The organism is Streptomyces sp. NRRL S-1022, assembly GCF_000720135.1.
Taxonomy (GTDB): domain Bacteria; phylum Actinomycetota; class Actinomycetes; order Streptomycetales; family Streptomycetaceae; genus Streptomyces.
Map to the genome: position 1 here is coordinate 62,092 of NZ_JOIU01000033.1, position 14,946 is coordinate 77,037.

The following is a 14,946-nucleotide window of genomic DNA, read 5'->3' on the forward strand; positions in this document are numbered from 1 at the left end:
GCTCCGGTGATGGGTTCAGGGGCGGAGTGCGTAGCAGCGCAGCACGTCGAGATCGGCGGCGCGTACGACGGACCAGCCCGCGGTGAGGATCTCGGCTTCGACAGGGTCGATCCCAAGATGCCGGTACGGATCACCGGCCTCGCGACGGCCGGCGAGTTCGGTGACAACCCAGAAGGTCCCGCAGGGTGCGAGGACTTGCCGGACGCGGTCGAGGAAGGCCGCCTTGTCGTCCATCCAGCGGTAGACCAGGCGGCAGGCGACGACCGCATACGCGGGGTCCGGCAGGGTGCTGAGGTCATCGGAGGTGAAGTCCATCAGGTGCCAGGCCGGCCCCTCGTCCTGCTGGGTGTTCCGGGCTGCGGTGATGGCGCTGGGGGCGAAGTCGATGCCGGTGGTGCGGTAACCGAGCTGGTCCAGGTGGCGGGCGAGGGAGCCCTCGCCGGTGCCGATGTCGAGCGCCGGGCGTCCTCGGCCCGGTCCGACATGGTCGGCGAGGAGCGTGGCCTCGGTGCTGGTGACCTCCCTGTACCGGCGTCCGTCGGCCCAGAGCGGCTCCCAGTAATCGGCGGTGGCCGGGGTCGTCGCCATGCGGCTCCTTTGTCAGCGGGCGGGACGGCTGGGATTTTGGTCCTGGCGGGCATCGGCGGAGGCTGAGGGACGGGGCAGCACCGGAGTGATGTCATCGGCGTACGCGGTCCGCGCGGGCACTTCCGGTGCGCACGCACGGCAGGGCACCCTGCACAGGGCGGCCTCGACGGCGGCGGTGCGGACGTGGCCGGCCGCTCGGAGCTGATCGACGAGCCGGCGCCGTAGCCTGCTGGGATCGTGCTCATGCGCGGTGGTGGGAGGAGTCGTCACGCTGGGCCTGTCGAGCGGTTCATGCGGGATCCGCGACGGTGGGGGAGCCGGGGCGGGGAATGGTGGCTGTGGGGGCGTACTGAGCGGCCTGCGCGTCGAACATCGAGGCGTAGCGCCCCCGGGCGGCCATCAGTTCGTCGTGGCTGCCGTGCTCGACGAGCCGTCCGTGATGGAGGACGTGGATGCGGTCGGCGTGGCGGACCCCGGACATGCGGTGGGTGACCAGGACGACGGCCCGGTTCGGTGCGGCGAGCCGGCGGATGCGGTCGAACGCGGCGATCTCGGCCTCCGGGTCGAGAGCGGAGGTGGGCTCGTCGACGATGAGCACACCGTCGTCATCCGAGGTGGAGCTGCGCCAGTGGGTTCGGGCGAGGCCGATCTTCTGCCATTCGCCGCCGGAGAGTTCGCTGGCACCGCGGAACATCCGGGCCAGCAGGCTGCGCAGTCCGTGGGGGAGTCTCTCGATGACCGGTTGCGCTCCCGCGTAGTCGACGGACGGCTGCAGATCGTCGGTTCCGGCCTCCCGGGTGGGCCGGCCGATCCGGATGTTCAACGCCGCGGTGACGGGCCAGCGTTGGAAGTCCTGGGTGAGCAGTGAGACGCGGTCGAAGACCTGGGAGCGGTCCAGGGAGGCGACGTCGGCCTCGCCCCACCGCACGGTCCCGCTCTGCGGCAGCAGCAGGCCCGACAACACCTTCATCAGCGTGCTCTTGCCCGAGCCGTTCTCGCCGACCACGGCGGTGACCGAGCCCATGGGCAGGGTGAGGGAGACCCCATCCAGGGCGGGCGTGTCCCGATCCGGGTAGTGGTAGCTCACCTGGTCGAGGACGACCTGCTTCACCTGCGGCGGAACGGGATCGCCTCCGCTGGTGATGGTGCGTCGTGCCGCCTCGTCCAGGAACCGGGCGTGGTCGCGGACGTAGAGGGACTCCTCGTGCAGCTGGTTGACGTTCATCACCAGCGCGCCCAGGCTCGCCGAGCCGGACCGGACGGCGATGACGGCGGTGCCGGCCACGGCCAGACTCATGTGCCCGCTCATGATCAGCAAGAACATGGCCGCGTACGTGGCCGCCATGGCGAGGCCGGACAGCGCGGCAGCCACCCACTCGGTGACGGCCTTGCCGGCGGCCAGCCGCTCCTGCTCGGCCTCGGCGCTCTCCGCCATACGCTCGTACCGGCTGAGCAGGAACGGCCCGACGGCGTGGATGCGCACCTCCTGCGCTGCGGAGCGCTCGGTGAGCAGGTTTCCGATGAGGCGGCTGGCCCGTACGTGCTCGACCCAGCTCATCACCGACACGTACCGTTCCTGCGCCACCCGCATCGCGCCCCAGCCGCGCGGCGCCGCGATCAGGATCAGCAGCGGCAGCAGGACCGGGTGGAGGATGGTGAGGACGCTGGCCGTTGAGATCAGGGAGATGGTGCCGTTCAGCGCGGCCACGCAGGCGCTGATCATGCGGCGGGCGGATGCGGCGCCGTACTGCGCGACGTCGATCAGCCGCCGGAACTCCGGGTCCTCGATGGCCTCCAGCTCCACCGACGCGGCGGCAGCCAGGTACTGGGTGGTGGCGATCCGCTCGACCAGTGGCTCCAGCCGGCCCGCCCGCGAGGTGGACCACCCGGCCAGTCCCGAGTTGACCACGGCCGCGCCGGCGGCGGCGAGCAGTCCCGGCAGGACCGCGTGCAGCCGCTGCGCGGGGGTGCCCGAGCCGAGCAGTGCGTGCATGACGGCGTTGACCGCGAGCAACCCGACCGCCGCGGCGACACCCTGCCCGACCTCGCTGGTGGCGACCGTGAGCAGAGCTCGGTGGTCGGCGCGCCACGCCATGCGCAGGGTCGACCCGACCAGACTGGGCATGGAGCGCAGAGCCGACATCATCGTCAGGTCGAGCCGGGCACGCTCGTGTTCCGACCAGCCGAAGTCATAGCGCAGAGGACCGCCGAAAAGCTCCCGCTCGGCGTCGGAGACCTCCGGCTCAGCCATCCGCACGCGCCCGAAGAACCTCTTCACCGGGCGCCTCCCGACCGGGACCGACGCAGCGCCCGCAGAGCCCGCGCGGGCAGCCGCCGGGCCATTGCGGCCGTGCTCAACCGCGGAGCCGCCTGTGCTTGTGTGTCGGCTGAAGTCAACGTGGTCCCCCTTGACGTTGTGCGGCTGGTTCGTGTGGCTCAACGAGCCGACCGGAATTTCGAACGCATGTGTTTCAGTCGTGTTGATAGCCCTGGGATTGAGCGCGCGCCGGAGCTTGCGGGTTGCATCGACCCTTGCGGCCCCTGGGTGAGGGGCTGCAGCGACGGTGGCCAAAACGCCGAGCGTGCCGCTGTTCCGGCATCGGGGGATGGAGCGTGACCTGGTGGAAGCGGGCGAGCAGAGCGCCGGATCCAGGGAGCGGCCGTCGACCGTGGTCATCAGGAGAAGTGGGGGGTCGTACGCTCGGCGTGAGTCCGTAACAAGGTGCCGGCTCTCGCGAGGTCGTCGGGAGTGTCGCCTGCCAAACCTCCGTCGGCGACGTCGAGCATCCGTACGCCGTGGCCATGTTCGATGAAGCGCAGCATCTCCACGCCTTCGGTACGTTCCAGCGGCCCTTGAGGGAGACGCAGGAACATGCTGAGGGCCGTTCTGGTGAAGCCGTAGAGACCGAGCTGACGCAGGTACCTCGGCCGGCCCCCGCGCGGGTAGGGGACCGGCTGCCGGGAGAACATCAGGGCGTCGTGCTCGGCATCGACGACGACCTCGCCGAATCCGATGACGCAGACCTTTCGGCTGGTGAGGATGTCGCCGCGGGCACGTACGAGGGCGTCGGTCGAGAAGACGATGGACCGGCCTACGAGGTGGTCCTCCAATGGCCTAGCCGCCACGGATACTCTTTGCGAGACGGGCGGCGAGATCGTCACGGACCTACCTGGCCGGAAGACCGGATGGTCTCGGGTCAGCGCGCCCTTCCGCGTGGTTTCAACGGCACCGGCGGCAGCTCGGGTGCCGGCAGCGGAGCCCCGTCGTAGCCCTTCACCTCGCCGAAGCGAACCCCCTTCGTCCAGTCCTCGCGAGCCTGGACGATCTCCTCGTGGGAGCGGGCGACGAAGTTCCACCACATACCACGTGCGTGACGGTTCTTCCCAGGTCAGAGGCATCGAACGCCTTCGGGCGTCAGCAAAGGGTCAGCATCGGACGCCGAGGAGACAGCACCACATGGCGGCACGCACGCTCGCCCGCCGCATGGGCTCCTTCTTCACTGCGAGACCCCGAGTCCTGTTGGTCGAAGTGCCCCCCGAGTACAAGATCCGGTACCGCGGCGCGGCGGGGAAGCAGACCGAGGAGTCCGGCTTCGGGAGTCAGGACAAGGCGATCGCGCGTTTGATGGAGGCCTACAACCAGAACAAGGCGGCCCCACGGTCGCCGCAGGACCACAGCACCAACTGGGTGCCGTTGGTGGCGGCCGCGTTGTAGGCGTCGAGGCACTTGTTGCCGTAGACCACGAACTCCTTGCGGGTGGTGTAGGTCCAGGACTGGTTACGGCTGGCGGTGCAGTCCCAAAGTTCAGCCTGGGTGTCGTTGGTGATGGTGTGTTGTAGAGGTCGACGCAGCGGCCGGAGCCTCCGCCCACGATCTGGTAGGCGTTCGTCCTGGGGACCGCCCGGACCGCGATCGCGTCGAGGTCCGGCGCCCACGCCGACGCGTTGGAGAAGGTCAGCGTGTTGGCGGAGCCCTTGGCCAACGAGACCTCGACCGAGACGGCGCACCCGGCAGGGGAGGACCGTTCAATCGGCTGACCCCGCCGACGCGTCGGCCGGAGCCGCCACCGTTGTGGCCGCCGCGAACTCCCAGCCCCAGCGCTGAAGGAGGCCCGGGCTCGAGCGGCGATCAGCTTCCCTGGGGGCTCGGCGAGCAGCGTGCGCCTCCTCGCGCACTCGTCGGGACCATGGTCAGTACGGGCGGCTCCGCGCACATCCCTTCGTCGGCAGGCGAGGGATGCGGCAGCCGGGGCTCCGTCGGCTCATTCGGCTCGAGGTAAGTGGCCGGGCTCCGTGGGCGGGGACGCCGCGGCGGAGGACGCCCGGACACGGAGCTCGAACCCCGTGCTCTCCCGACGTCCCGGCAGCTCCCTGAAGTCCTCCCGGTCCATGCGGGAGCGCAGCAGCGCCACCGCCGTACGGGCGATCGACTCGCGCCCCAGGTCGACCGTGGTCGGGGACGGCGAGGCGAATCGGACGGCCTCGATGTCGTCGGAGCCCGCGAGCGCCACGTCGTCCGGCACGGCGATGCCGCTGCGCGCCAGCACCGAGAGTGCGCCGATGGCCACCACGTCGTGGAAGCAGAAGAGGGCGTCGAACCGGACGCGGGTGCGCAGCAGCCGGGTCGCTCCGGCGACGCCGGACGACCACAGGTCTGCGCCGTCCACTCCGGACGCTGCCTCTGACCGGCCCTGATAGCGAAACGCTGCTGGAGTTCTTGTCTAAGTGACCTGCGGTGGACAGTACTCGACCAGCCGGCGCAGCCGTGCCGGAGCATCTGTCGTCAGCACGGGTGTGTAGATCACCAGATGCACATCGGGATGGTCCGAAGGTGCCAGGCGGTGCTGCTCCAGGTGGAGGTCACCAACCGTTGGGTGACGGAACACGCGCTCTCGTGAGGAGAATCCTCGGATGTCCTGGCTTTCCCAGTCTCTGCAGAACGGTTCGCTCGCTTCGCGAAGGCGCTCGATCAGGCGGGAGTAGGGCAGCTCACCCAGTCGCGGGCCGGCTTCGGCCCTGAATTCGGCGAGGAGGCGGCGGCTGCTGTCGTCCCAGTCGGCTATCAGCCCACGCAGGTACGGATCCGTGAACACCAGCCACAGCAGATTCCGGTCCGCGGCTGGAACGGTCGCCACGTTCGGGTACAACGCCTCGTACGCTGTGTTCCAGCCCGATATCCACCAGTCAGGAGAGATCGCGTACGACGGGTAGCCGGCGAGCGCATCGAGGAGCCGCTGCAGGGCGGCCGGGACTGTGTGGGGGACCGGGGCGGCGGTGGGCTGCGGGGCGGGATACCCGGCCAGCGACAGCACGTAAGCGTGTTCCGCGGCCGACAAACGCAGGGTGTGTGCTAGCGCATCCAGCACCTGCCGGGACGGGGTGATCTCTCGGCCTTGTTCCAGCCAGGTGTACCAGGTGACACTCACGCTGGAGAGGTACGCCACCTCCTCGCGGCGGAGCCCGGAGGTCCTTCTTCCACCCACCGGCGGCAGGCCGAGGTCTGCGCGCACGAGCCGGTCACGCCGGGCCCTGAGGAATTCGCCCAGGTCTTGGCGACGTCGCGCCTGACCGTTCACCCTCCCCAGGGTAGTAGCGCCACTACTAGAGGCGGCACCGTCTTTGCAGAGCGCCCTCGCAAAGAGAACCTTGTGGCATGCGCCGACTGAGTTCACGCAGCGTGACTCACGAGGTGCACCTCGGGGTGGCGCCGGCTCTCGAGCAGCGTCCACACGAGCTGCCATCGACCCATCGTTGATCGATGTGTAGATCTTGCTCGGCACCTGCCGCGTTGGCGGTGCTGTCACACCTGTGACTGATCGAACGAATCGCATCGCGCCTTGGCGGTCGGCCTGGCGTTGCCCCTACCGGCAACCGGTGCAGAAAGCGAGCCAGCTATGAGGATGACCACTGAGCGACTGCTGGCACCGGCGTCTCCGCCGGCCTCTGCGACAGTTGTCGCCTCCCCCAGACCGTTCGTCTCCGCGGCAGACGCGGGCCTGCTCCTGCTCCGGGCCACCGTGGGCCTCCTGCTGGCCGCCCACGGCGCCATGAAGCTGTTGGGCCTGTTCGGTGGCGCGGGGCTGAGTGCCACCGGGAAAGGGTTCGCCGCTCTGGGCTACCACCCCGCTGAGTTCTTCGCGGGTCTCGCCGGCGCCTCAGAACTCGTCGGAGGGCTCGGTCTGGCCGTTGGTCTGCTCGTTCCCCTGAGCGCGGCCGCCGTGATCGGGGTCATGATCAACGCCATGGTCGTGACGTCCCCGCACGGCCTCTGGTCGACCAACGGTGGCATGGAGTACCCACTGACCATCGCCGTGACCGCGCTCGCCGTCGCTGCCATCGGCCCCGGCCGGCTGGCTCTGGACCGCCCGTTCCGCTGGCGCGACGGCGGAATGCTGTCAGCCGCCACAGCACTGTGCCTCGGAGGGATCGGCGCGGCTGTCATCCTCGCACTCCGCTGAACCAGCGCTTTCTGCCAGGTGCCCCGCTTTGAGGACGCCGAGGGGAACGGTCAGACAGTGGTCGGCGTCCAGCGTGCATCCGTCCTTCAAAGTCAGGGTGGTTGACTCGCGATCGTGAGCGACCTTGGTGACGACCGTGTTCGTGCGCACGGGCAGGTCGCCCCCTTGCACGCCTTCCTCGGCCGCGGTGATCGCGAACTGTCCGGGTTCGGCGCCGTACGCCTCGTTGTGCAGGCGGAGTTCGCCGGGTACCGCAAGGCGGGGGAGGGGCGCTTGGGCAGGACGGCGGAGACGGGGTGGTGTCCGGGGCATCGACGTCAGCCAGGTCGCCGGTGTAGCGCTCCAGTCCCGTGACGCGCATACTGGCGGAGTAGGAACCAAGCGCGTAGAGGTCGGTGGAGCAAGATCGCCGCAGGTTGACGCCACAGCGCGGGCGCCAGGTTAACGCTACAGCGTGGGCGCCGACGAACTGACCTTCGAGTACAGCGTTGGTGCGGTATGAACGTCGTCTGCGGTAAGCGCCAAAGCACGGCGAATGCCTATTTCGCCCCAATCGTGTCAGTCGAACCTGGACGTGGTCACCGATGCGCAGGCGTCTCGGGTGCTGCTGGACGGCGATTGGATGTGCGGTGTTATCTACCTGTCCGCCCGCTTCAGGCGGGGTTCGCTTCGCCTGGCGGGCTGGGCCCCTCGCGCACATCCGATAACCGATTCCGCGCACACGAGCGGTCCGTGGCGGACATCGATCTGAACGTACACGGCATCCGCAACCTCCGAGTCGCCGATGCCTCGGTCATGCCCTCTCTGATCTCCGCCAACTCCAACGCAGCGGTGTAAGCGATCGCCGAACGAGCAGCGGAAATCATCCGTTGCTGGTTCCGCCACCAAGCGTCAACCACCACCCCCGGGTAAATTTGTCCGTGTACGGCATCTGCTGCCGGGGACGGAGTCGGAACCTGTCCCGTATGTCCATGGTCATCCGCCTCCTGCCGTCCCTCGGATCGCGCTGGACAAGGCCAGGATGTGGGTGCACGCAAGGAACGGTCATGATGGTGATCAGTCGTCGAAGTTTCTCGGTTCTGGGCGCTGGAGCGGCAGCCGCCACGCTTTCGGGGGCCCCCACAGTGCGGGCGGCAACGCGTAGCCGCAGACCCGCAGTACGCAATGTCGTACTCGTCCACGGTGCCTACGCGGACGGCTCCTCGTGGGCGAAGGTGATCCCGTTCTTGCAGGCGGCCGGAATGAACGTCATCGCGGTGCAGAACCCACTGACGTCTCTCGCCGATGATGTCGCCGCCACGAACCTCGCACTCGCTCGGCAGGACGGCCCCACGGTCCTGGTCGCACACTCCTATGGCGGCACCGTCATCTCCCAGACCGGGCTCTCCCCGAACGTTACCGGACTCGTCTACGTCGCCGCCCGCGCTCCGGAAGCCGGCGAGGATTTCGCCGCTCTCTCAGCGAATTTCCCCACCCCGCCGGTCAACTCGGGGATCATCACCAAGAGCGGCTTCAAGTTTCTGAGCCAGTCGGCATTCCTCCGGGACTTCGCGAACGGCGTGCCCAGGAAGGAGGCTCTCGAGCTCTATGCGGCCCAAGGGCCGCTCTCGACCGCTCCGCCCACCACGAGTGTCGCGGCCTGGCACAAGAAGCCGTCCTGGTACGTGGTTTCGAAGGACGACCGCACCATCAACCCAGAGCTTGAGCGCTTCATGGCCAAACGGATGAACGCCTCGACCACCGAGGTCGACGCAGGCCACCTGTCACTCGTGACGCATCCGGAGGTCATCAGCAGGGTCGTCCTCCAAGCCACCGCACAAAGCTGACACCGAGTCGGGCGCGCCGGTTCCGGGGAGCCCCTTGACCGGAGATGCCGGCACGCCGCAGGGCCCGCGACCCGGAATTACGTGCCCGGTTGGCCGCTCATCAGCGACAAGGGCCGCCCCGGCTCACCAAGACCTGCCTGCATCAGGTGCAGGGGTTCGGTCTCGCCGCCGCCCATCTGAGCGGATTGCCCCCCGGTTCGTGGCCGGCCAGGGGGCTGAGATACACCGGCGCGAACTGGGCAGATGCCCTTCTTGGCCTTCTGAGGTCGATTAGCGCGAGGACGTCGTTGCGGCCGCCCACGAGCCGCATCGTGCGCCTGGCCGTGCCGGGCGGACCTTCTCGCCGGATGCGAGGCTCACGGGATCGGCTTCCTGCCGTATCGTCCGCTGGAAGGCGGAAAGCTCGCAGAGCCCGTTGGACCCGTCGCAGCGGTGGCAGAACGCCACGCAGCGCAACCCCGGGACAGGTCGCACTGGCCTGGCTGTCGGCACTCTCGCCGGTCACCCTGCCCATCCCGGACACGACCTCGGCTCCCCACCTCGAAGAGAATGTCGCGGCCGCTTCACTGCGCCTCGACGACGAAGAGGTCCAGGCAATCGGCGGACGTGACCTCGTGACCTCGTACCCCTGTCGTTCGGACGCGGAGGAGAACTGGTAACCCTCCGCGGCTGGTCCGAGTACAGCTGCGCGGCTTGTGGACTGTGCACGGCTACGGCGCCGAGGTGTACGTTCCGGCCCGCTACCGTTGTCGCGTCACACCCTGCGGGACACCTGACCCGGCCCACCGCTTCGGCATTCTGCGTTGCGTCTCTGCCGGGCTGACCTCTGTGAGCAGCATTGATGCGGCAGTCTGCGGCCTCGATTCCTGCTAGCGGTAGGTGAGAACCACCGCTGGCTGCAAAGACGCGTCCCCATAACAGCGCAAGGCTGGAAGCACTTCAGAGCAGTTCGGTTCCCAGCCGCGGAGGCGACAAGTACTCGCCGCCGCTGCCGGCTCAGTCTTACCAGCTGTTGCGGCTGCATCCGCCACGGCGCCCTTCGCCCTTGGCGACGGGTGTGCCGACCGGTAGAGCGACCTGCAGCACAGACTCACCATTTCTCGAAGGACTCATCATGAGCGCAAACGCGTCCAAGATCGTACGCCTGGCCTCTGTTCCCGTCGCTGTGGCCGCACTGACACTCACAGGGGTGGGTCTCGCCAGTGCCGCTCCGTCGAACGTACACAGCGGCTCTGTCTCCGCGAGCTACCACAGCAGCCCGAACCACGACGGCCGTTACGGCCACGATGACGGCGACGGCGACTGGTGGAACAGCAACTACGACGGTTACGGCGACCACGACCACGGCGACCACGACCACGGCGGTGACCACGGCGACCACGACCACGGCGGTGACCACGGCGACCGCGACCACGGCGGTGACCACGGCGGTGACCACGGCGGTGACCACGGCGGTGACCACGGCGGTGACCACGGCGGTGACCACGGCGGAGGCAACGGTCACGGTTGAGCAAGGCCGAGGATGGGCGAAGGCCCCGTCCGCGATCTCGGGCTGGTCGGTGAAGCCGACCAGCCCCGAACCGTGCCCCTACACGGCGCCGGGGACCCGTTGCCGGATGCCCACTCGCGGAGGCTCATCGAAAATGTGAGGTATGACGCCAGAAACCCCCAGTACTGGGGACGGGCCCAGCGACAACGAACCGGTCATGGCGCATCTGCGGGTCGTTCTCGCGGACGATGACGTCCTGCTGCGCGAAGGACTGGCCAGCCTGCTGCAGCGTTCGGGCTGTGCGGTGGTCGGCCAGGCCGCCGACGCGGCGCAGTTGCTCGATGTGGTCCGGCAGACGGCACCGGACCTGGTGGTGGTCGACATCCGGATGCCGCCGGGGCAGACCACCGAGGGGCTGGAGGCGGCACGCACCATCCGCCAGGAGTTCCCCCCCGTGGGCATCCTGGTCCTGTCGGCGCATTCCGAGGTGGAGCACGCGATGGAGTTGCTGGCCAGTGGCCACAGCATGGGCTATCTGCTCAAAAGCCGCGTGCGTGACGTGCAGGAATTCCTTGAGGCGCTGCAGCGGATCGCCAGGGGCGGGTCAGTGGTGGATCCGGCACTGGTGCAGGAACTGGTCTCCGCCCGTCGCAGGGCGGATCCACTGGACATGCTCAGTTCGCGGGAGCGCGAAGTGCTGGAGCTGATGGCCGAGGGCCGGTCCAACGCCGGTATCGGCCGTCGGCTGTGGGTCACCGAGGGCACGGTGGAGAAACACGTGCGCAGCATCCTGGCCAAGCTGGACCTGCCGGAGACCGACGATGACCACCGCCGCGTCCGGGCAGTGATCACCTACCTGGAGGCCCGTTGACCGGGCCGTGCCGGTGACTGTCGTCCGTCCCGGTGAGCGCCGCGCGGATGGCATCACCTGACAGGGCCGTCTTGCCCAGGAAGCCCACCGCGGGGCTCTCCTCGATCAGGTCGGCGTAGTCCTCCCCGGCGTGGCTGGAGATCAAGATCACCGGGAAGGGTGTCGGACCGGTCTCGTACTGAAGCCGGCCGACCAGGTCGAAACCACACTCGAAACCGAGGTCGATGTCCACCAGCGCCACATCCGGCCTGAGCTGCTCAGCGAGCCGCAGAGCCTCGGCGCTGTCGAATGCCACGCCCACAATGGCGACGCCCTGGTGCTCGAGCAGGCAGCGGGCGGCGCTCAGGAAGTAAGGGTTGTCATCGACAATCAGACAGCGCAGCATGCGTCCAGAATCCCAGGACGGTACCCGGTCGGCATTCCTGCTAGCTGCATTCGCAGCCCGTTGTTCAATGCATTCGTCGCCGCGTGCAGCCGAGCGCGACCGGCCACACGACAGGTCGCGGCCGGCCGGACCCCGCCACGGGGCACGTGTACGTCGAGGTGTCGGACGGAGGTCCCGCCCCCGACGACTGGGCAGCCGGTCTCGCGAATGACGAACACGGCCGCGGACTGATGATCATCGACCATGTCACGGCGGCCCACGGCGACCGCCAGGAAGCCGGCCAGGCCATCCACTGGGCCCACATCGCCCACGCGGCGTGACGCGTCGCCCCGCACCTTCGCCACGACCGGCACACCCGCCGTGTGATGGCCACGCGAGGCCACGCGTCGAGGGCTCCAGCTTGTCGGAGCCGTGACAACCGCCTTCCTGTCCGTCCGATGTGTAACACTTTGAATCTACGTCCGTTCATGGCCGACCAGGGAAGCGATGCGATGGCACGGCGTTGGGTCCGCTCGCCGGCTGTGCGCTGGTCGAACCGCCTTCTCGTCAGTGTGGCCATGGTGGCTGCGCTGACCGGCCTCATCGCCCTCCTCAAGCCGCACACCGCGCCGCTGCACCTTCTGCTGCTCTATCTGCTCGTGGTTCTTCCCGTCGCCGTGGTGTGGGGGACGAAACTCGCGCTGGTCACGTCGGTGCTGTGCGTCGCGGTCTACGCCTACCTGTTCGTACCGCCGTTCCACTCGCTGCAGGCCGCCAACTCCGAGGATCTCGTGGCGCTGGGCGTCTTCCTCCTCACGGCGGTGGTCGTGGGACAGCTGGCGGCCCGGTTGCGGCGAGCCGCGCTGGTGGCGGAACGCCTGTTCGAGGAGCAGGCTGCGTTGCGCCGGGTTGCGACACTGGTCGCCCAGTCCGTTCCGCCCTCTATGGTCTTCGAGGCCGTCACACGGGAGATCGGCCTGCTCTGCGGTGCCGATGTGGCCCGGATGGAGCGATACGAGGCGGACGGAACCGTCACCGGGCTCGCCGCCTGGAGCCGGAGCAGGCAATCGGACCCTCTCCTCGTCGGTACCCGATTCAACCTGAGCGGGCTCAGCGTCGCGCGCAACGTCCAGCACGGCGGCCGCCCGGTCCGGATCGAGAGCTTCGATGGCGCCACGGGGGCGATCGCACAGGAGTCCCGCGCCGTGGGCATCCACTCCACGGTCGGCTGCCCGGTCACCGTGGCCGGGCGCCTGTGGGGGGTGATCGCCGCCTCGACGAGGAACGACAAACCCTTCCCCGACGACACGGAGACGCAGATCGCCCGCTTCACCGAGCTGGTCGCCACCGCCGTGGAGAACGCCGAAGCGCGTGCCGAGTTGTCCGCCTCCCGCGCCCGCATCGTCAACGCCGCTGACGAGACGCGTCGGCGCATCGAGCGCGACCTCCACGACGGCGTACAGCAACGGCTGGTCTCGCTGGTCTTGCTCGTGGGTTCGACGCAGGAACTGGTGCCGCCGGGGCAGGAAGAGCTCAGGGCACGGCTCATCGACGTGGGCGCCGGCTTGACGGATGCCTCGGACGAGCTGCGCGAGATGGCACGGGGAATCCATCCGTCGGTCCTCGCCACGGGCGGTCTCTTCCCCGCGCTCAAGGCGCTTGCTCGCCGCTGCCCCCTCCCGGTCGATCTCTCGGTGCATGCCGCAGGGCAGCTGCCCAAGCAGGTCCAGGTGAGCGGTTACTACGTCATCTCGGAGGCGCTGACCAACGTGGTCAAGCATGCGTGCGCCTCGGCCGTCACCGTCACGGTCGAGGATGGCGATGAGGTGCTGATCCTGACCGTTCACGACGACGGTGTCGGCGGTGCCGACGTCAGCCGCGGTACGGGCCTCGTCGGTCTCAGGGATCGTGTGGAGGCGCTCGGCGGTCGGTTCTGTGTCGACAGTCCGCGCGCAGCGGGAACCACTTTGCGCGTCGAACTGCCGCTCCCGGGCAGGGACCGTAGCTACGCGGAGCTGGCATGAGGAAGGCAGTGAGCCCGCTCGGGTCGTCCGGCCGCAGGAGAGACCGCCCGCAAGCCGGGTCCTGCCCGCCGAGCGGCAACCAACCCTCGCGCCGCGCCCGGGTGGCGGGGTCGCGCCGCTCCCATCCGAACCGGCGGGCGCGATCGAGCAGAGTGCGAACGTCCCTGGGCCTCTCCGGCCCCCGCATGATCGTCGGAACTGGCGGGTCCAGGGGTGCCAGCCGGTGGGTGGAGCGGATGCACGCGCCCCGGTGCAGCCGTGATCACGGCGTCATCCGGTACAGCACGGGCTCGGCGCGAGCTCCTGGGATTATGGAAACCCGTCGGCGGTGCGCGGCAGCACCGAGCGGGGGCGCCCCCGTCGGCCGCCACGGGCGTGGGCCGGTCACACGGGTGTGGCCGTCCATGCGGGGTCGGGCAGCGCTTGGCGGAGTTCCCGGCGGGAGCCGATGCCGAGCTTGGTGAAGACCTGCGCAGATGCCACTCGACGGTGCGGGGGCTCAGGAAGAGCCGGACGCCGATCTCGGGGTTGGTCTGCCCGGCCCGGACCAGCCGGGCGATCTGTACCTCCTGCGCGGTCAGCGCGTCCAGCGGCTGGGCGGCGGGTTTGCGGACGGTCTCGCCGGTGGCCACCAGCTCGCGGCGGCCGCGCTCGGCCCGTCGATGGCCTCCCGGTACAGCGCGTCGGCGACCGTGCCCTCGCTGAGAAGAGCCCGAGAGCACGCCTCGATGCCCAGGGCCCACCCGGTGCCGCAGGCACGGGTACGTTCGCAGAGTTGTCCCAGGGCATCACCGGCCAGGTCGGGTCGGCCGCCGCGGGCGCCCGCCTCGATCAGCTCTGTCAGCACCCAGTTGGACAGGACCAGATGGCTGCGCGCCCCGCTCGGCTGAGCGTTCCAGCTCGTCGGCCACCGCCTCGTCCGGCCCGAGCGCCGCCAGGGCCCGGTGCCAGGCCCGCCGGTCGGGATCGCCGCGCGGATCGGTGGCCTCGGCCAGCGCCCGGTGCACGGCCCGCCGCTCGTGCAGCGGCGCGGCCTAGGTGTATTGACCCGCAGTGTTGTTGACGCGGCTGATGGGCGGGTGTCCGCCCAGTGCGGTGTGGCAGCGGTGGTGGTTGTAGGTGTGGAGGAAGTCTGCCAGGGCCTGGGTCCGCTCGTCGTTCGTCTGGTAGGGCCGCTGGTAGGCCCACGTGATGCCGGCCGTGGCCAGTGTCTGGGTGAACAGGTTTGACTTGTAGCAGGAGCCGTTGTCGGTCAGGACTCGTTCGACGGTGATGCCGTGGGCGGTGAAGAAGGCGTTCGCCCGTTGCCAGAAGCCGGCGGCGGTT

General features: G+C 69.0%; 19 protein-coding genes and 1 pseudogene. 9 read left to right on the forward strand and 11 right to left on the reverse strand.

Annotated elements, in window-relative coordinates; translation table 11 throughout:
- Nucleotides 1-15: 15 nt before the first annotated feature.
- The 4 genes and pseudogenes from IG05_RS0135810 to IG05_RS46040 all read right to left on the reverse strand — a co-directional run.
- Entirely contained in the window at nt 16-588 is a 573-nt protein-coding gene (locus IG05_RS0135810; RefSeq protein WP_030348268.1) for a class I SAM-dependent methyltransferase, read from the reverse strand.
- A gap of 289 nt (nt 589-877) precedes the next feature.
- Nucleotides 878-2,839, reverse strand: coding sequence for an ATP-binding cassette domain-containing protein (locus IG05_RS0135815; protein WP_199808436.1), 1,962 nt, complete (start codon nt 2,837-2,839; stop codon nt 878-880).
- 425 nt (nt 2,840-3,264) lie between these two features.
- Nucleotides 3,265-3,714: a hypothetical protein gene (locus IG05_RS50750; RefSeq protein WP_420707647.1), complete on the reverse strand. Its 450-nt coding sequence runs from the start codon at nt 3,712-3,714 to the stop codon at nt 3,265-3,267.
- A 71-nt stretch (nt 3,715-3,785) separates the two neighbouring features.
- Nucleotides 3,786-3,950, reverse strand: a pseudogene (locus tag IG05_RS46040) (pirin-like C-terminal cupin domain-containing protein); the annotation flags it as partial.
- A gap of 95 nt (nt 3,951-4,045) precedes the next feature.
- On the opposite strand from IG05_RS46040, the gene IG05_RS48615 reads away from it, so the two are divergent.
- On the forward strand, nt 4,046-4,303 hold the full coding sequence (locus tag IG05_RS48615) for a hypothetical protein (RefSeq protein ID WP_030348271.1): 258 nt from the start codon (nt 4,046-4,048) through the stop codon (nt 4,301-4,303).
- Here the strand turns inward: IG05_RS48615 and IG05_RS49640 are convergent.
- The 3 genes from IG05_RS49640 to IG05_RS0135840 form a co-directional block, all read right to left on the reverse strand.
- Nucleotides 4,222-4,596 (reverse strand): RICIN domain-containing protein, encoded by a 375-nt coding sequence (locus IG05_RS49640; protein WP_324605041.1) that lies wholly within the window; start codon nt 4,594-4,596, stop codon nt 4,222-4,224. The two genes, IG05_RS48615 and IG05_RS49640, sit on opposite strands and share 82 nt — an antisense overlap.
- 254 nt (nt 4,597-4,850) lie before the next feature.
- Entirely contained in the window at nt 4,851-5,255 is a 405-nt protein-coding gene (locus tag IG05_RS42775; protein ID WP_030348272.1) for a substrate-binding domain-containing protein, read from the reverse strand.
- Nucleotides 5,256-5,309: 54 nt separating this feature from the next.
- Complete coding sequence (locus IG05_RS0135840) at nt 5,310-6,164, reverse strand: helix-turn-helix transcriptional regulator (RefSeq protein ID WP_030348273.1); 855 nt, start codon at nt 6,162-6,164, stop codon at nt 5,310-5,312.
- Nucleotides 6,165-6,482: 318 nt separating this feature from the next.
- Between IG05_RS0135840 and IG05_RS0135845 the strand changes: the two genes are divergently transcribed.
- Nucleotides 6,483-7,046, forward strand: coding sequence for a DoxX family protein (locus IG05_RS0135845; RefSeq protein ID WP_030348274.1), 564 nt, complete (start codon nt 6,483-6,485; stop codon nt 7,044-7,046).
- Here the strand turns inward: IG05_RS0135845 and IG05_RS50755 are convergent.
- Nucleotides 6,984-7,358: an FAD-dependent oxidoreductase gene (locus IG05_RS50755; protein ID WP_107051483.1), complete on the reverse strand. Its 375-nt coding sequence runs from the start codon at nt 7,356-7,358 to the stop codon at nt 6,984-6,986. The genes IG05_RS0135845 and IG05_RS50755 overlap by 63 nt on opposite strands.
- Before the next feature lie 186 nt (nt 7,359-7,544).
- Here IG05_RS50755 and IG05_RS46050 point away from each other — a divergent pair, with 186 nt between their 5' ends.
- From IG05_RS46050 to IG05_RS0135865, 5 genes are all read left to right on the forward strand, one after another.
- Nucleotides 7,545-7,883 carry a GMC oxidoreductase gene (locus IG05_RS46050; RefSeq protein ID WP_078894718.1) on the forward strand — a complete coding sequence of 113 codons (339 nt, stop codon included), beginning with the start codon at nt 7,545-7,547 and terminating at the stop codon, nt 7,881-7,883.
- A 209-nt stretch (nt 7,884-8,092) separates the two neighbouring features.
- Nucleotides 8,093-8,872 carry an alpha/beta fold hydrolase gene (locus tag IG05_RS0135855; protein ID WP_051790619.1) on the forward strand — a complete coding sequence of 260 codons (780 nt, stop codon included), beginning with the start codon at nt 8,093-8,095 and terminating at the stop codon, nt 8,870-8,872.
- A 347-nt stretch (nt 8,873-9,219) separates the two neighbouring features.
- Nucleotides 9,220-9,531 (forward strand): aldo/keto reductase, encoded by a 312-nt coding sequence (locus IG05_RS47285; RefSeq protein ID WP_234336170.1) that lies wholly within the window; start codon nt 9,220-9,222, stop codon nt 9,529-9,531.
- A gap of 455 nt (nt 9,532-9,986) precedes the next feature.
- Nucleotides 9,987-10,382, forward strand: a complete 396-nt coding sequence (locus IG05_RS48620) for a hypothetical protein (RefSeq protein ID WP_199808437.1) — start codon at nt 9,987-9,989, stop codon at nt 10,380-10,382.
- 196 nt (nt 10,383-10,578) lie between these two features.
- A complete protein-coding gene (locus IG05_RS0135865) occupies nt 10,579-11,232 on the forward strand; it encodes a response regulator (protein WP_030348277.1) in 654 nt (217 codons plus the stop codon).
- Here IG05_RS0135865 and IG05_RS0135870 read toward each other — a convergent pair.
- Nucleotides 11,210-11,617, reverse strand: a complete 408-nt coding sequence (locus IG05_RS0135870; protein ID WP_030348278.1) for a LytR/AlgR family response regulator transcription factor — start codon at nt 11,615-11,617, stop codon at nt 11,210-11,212. The genes IG05_RS0135865 and IG05_RS0135870 overlap by 23 nt on opposite strands.
- An 83-nt stretch (nt 11,618-11,700) precedes the next feature.
- Between IG05_RS0135870 and IG05_RS48080 the strand changes: the two genes are divergently transcribed.
- Both IG05_RS48080 and IG05_RS0135880 read left to right on the forward strand, forming a co-directional pair.
- On the forward strand, nt 11,701-11,937 hold the full coding sequence (locus tag IG05_RS48080) for a hypothetical protein (RefSeq protein ID WP_158839086.1): 237 nt from the start codon (nt 11,701-11,703) through the stop codon (nt 11,935-11,937).
- Nucleotides 11,938-12,084: 147 nt separating this feature from the next.
- A complete protein-coding gene (locus IG05_RS0135880; protein WP_158839088.1) occupies nt 12,085-13,620 on the forward strand; it encodes a DUF4118 domain-containing protein in 1,536 nt (511 codons plus the stop codon).
- On the opposite strand, the gene IG05_RS50760 is transcribed toward IG05_RS0135880, so the two are convergent.
- Nucleotides 13,602-14,363, reverse strand: coding sequence for a helix-turn-helix transcriptional regulator (locus IG05_RS50760; RefSeq protein WP_420707648.1), 762 nt, complete (start codon nt 14,361-14,363; stop codon nt 13,602-13,604). The genes IG05_RS0135880 and IG05_RS50760 overlap by 19 nt on opposite strands.
- A 291-nt stretch (nt 14,364-14,654) precedes the next feature.
- A partial coding sequence (locus tag IG05_RS0135890; protein WP_030348282.1) for an IS481 family transposase occupies nt 14,655-14,946 on the reverse strand: 292 nt, incomplete at its 5' end.

What these genes read in the sequence shown, in the direction of transcription:
- IG05_RS0135810 (WP_030348268.1), bottom strand. Translation starts at nt 588, where the DNA reads ATGGCGACGACCCCGGCCACCGCCGATTACTGGGAGCCGCTCTGGGCC.
- IG05_RS0135815 (WP_199808436.1), bottom strand. Translation starts at nt 2,839, where the DNA reads ATGGCTGAGCCGGAGGTCTCCGACGCCGAGCGGGAGCTTTTCGGCGGT.
- IG05_RS48615 (WP_030348271.1), top strand. Translation starts at nt 4,046, where the DNA reads ATGGCGGCACGCACGCTCGCCCGCCGCATGGGCTCCTTCTTCACTGCG.
- IG05_RS0135845 (WP_030348274.1), top strand. Translation starts at nt 6,483, where the DNA reads ATGAGGATGACCACTGAGCGACTGCTGGCACCGGCGTCTCCGCCGGCC.
- IG05_RS50755 (WP_107051483.1), bottom strand. Translation starts at nt 7,358, where the DNA reads ATGCCCCGGACACCACCCCGTCTCCGCCGTCCTGCCCAAGCGCCCCTC.
- IG05_RS46050 (WP_078894718.1), top strand. Translation starts at nt 7,545, where the DNA reads ATGAACGTCGTCTGCGGTAAGCGCCAAAGCACGGCGAATGCCTATTTC.
- IG05_RS0135855 (WP_051790619.1), top strand. Translation starts at nt 8,093, where the DNA reads ATGATGGTGATCAGTCGTCGAAGTTTCTCGGTTCTGGGCGCTGGAGCG.
- IG05_RS47285 (WP_234336170.1), top strand. Translation starts at nt 9,220, where the DNA reads ATGCGAGGCTCACGGGATCGGCTTCCTGCCGTATCGTCCGCTGGAAGG.
- IG05_RS48620 (WP_199808437.1), top strand. Translation starts at nt 9,987, where the DNA reads ATGAGCGCAAACGCGTCCAAGATCGTACGCCTGGCCTCTGTTCCCGTC.
- IG05_RS0135865 (WP_030348277.1), top strand. Translation starts at nt 10,579, where the DNA reads ATGGCGCATCTGCGGGTCGTTCTCGCGGACGATGACGTCCTGCTGCGC.
- IG05_RS0135870 (WP_030348278.1), bottom strand. Translation starts at nt 11,617, where the DNA reads ATGCTGCGCTGTCTGATTGTCGATGACAACCCTTACTTCCTGAGCGCC.
- IG05_RS0135880 (WP_158839088.1), top strand. Translation starts at nt 12,085, where the DNA reads ATGGCCGACCAGGGAAGCGATGCGATGGCACGGCGTTGGGTCCGCTCG.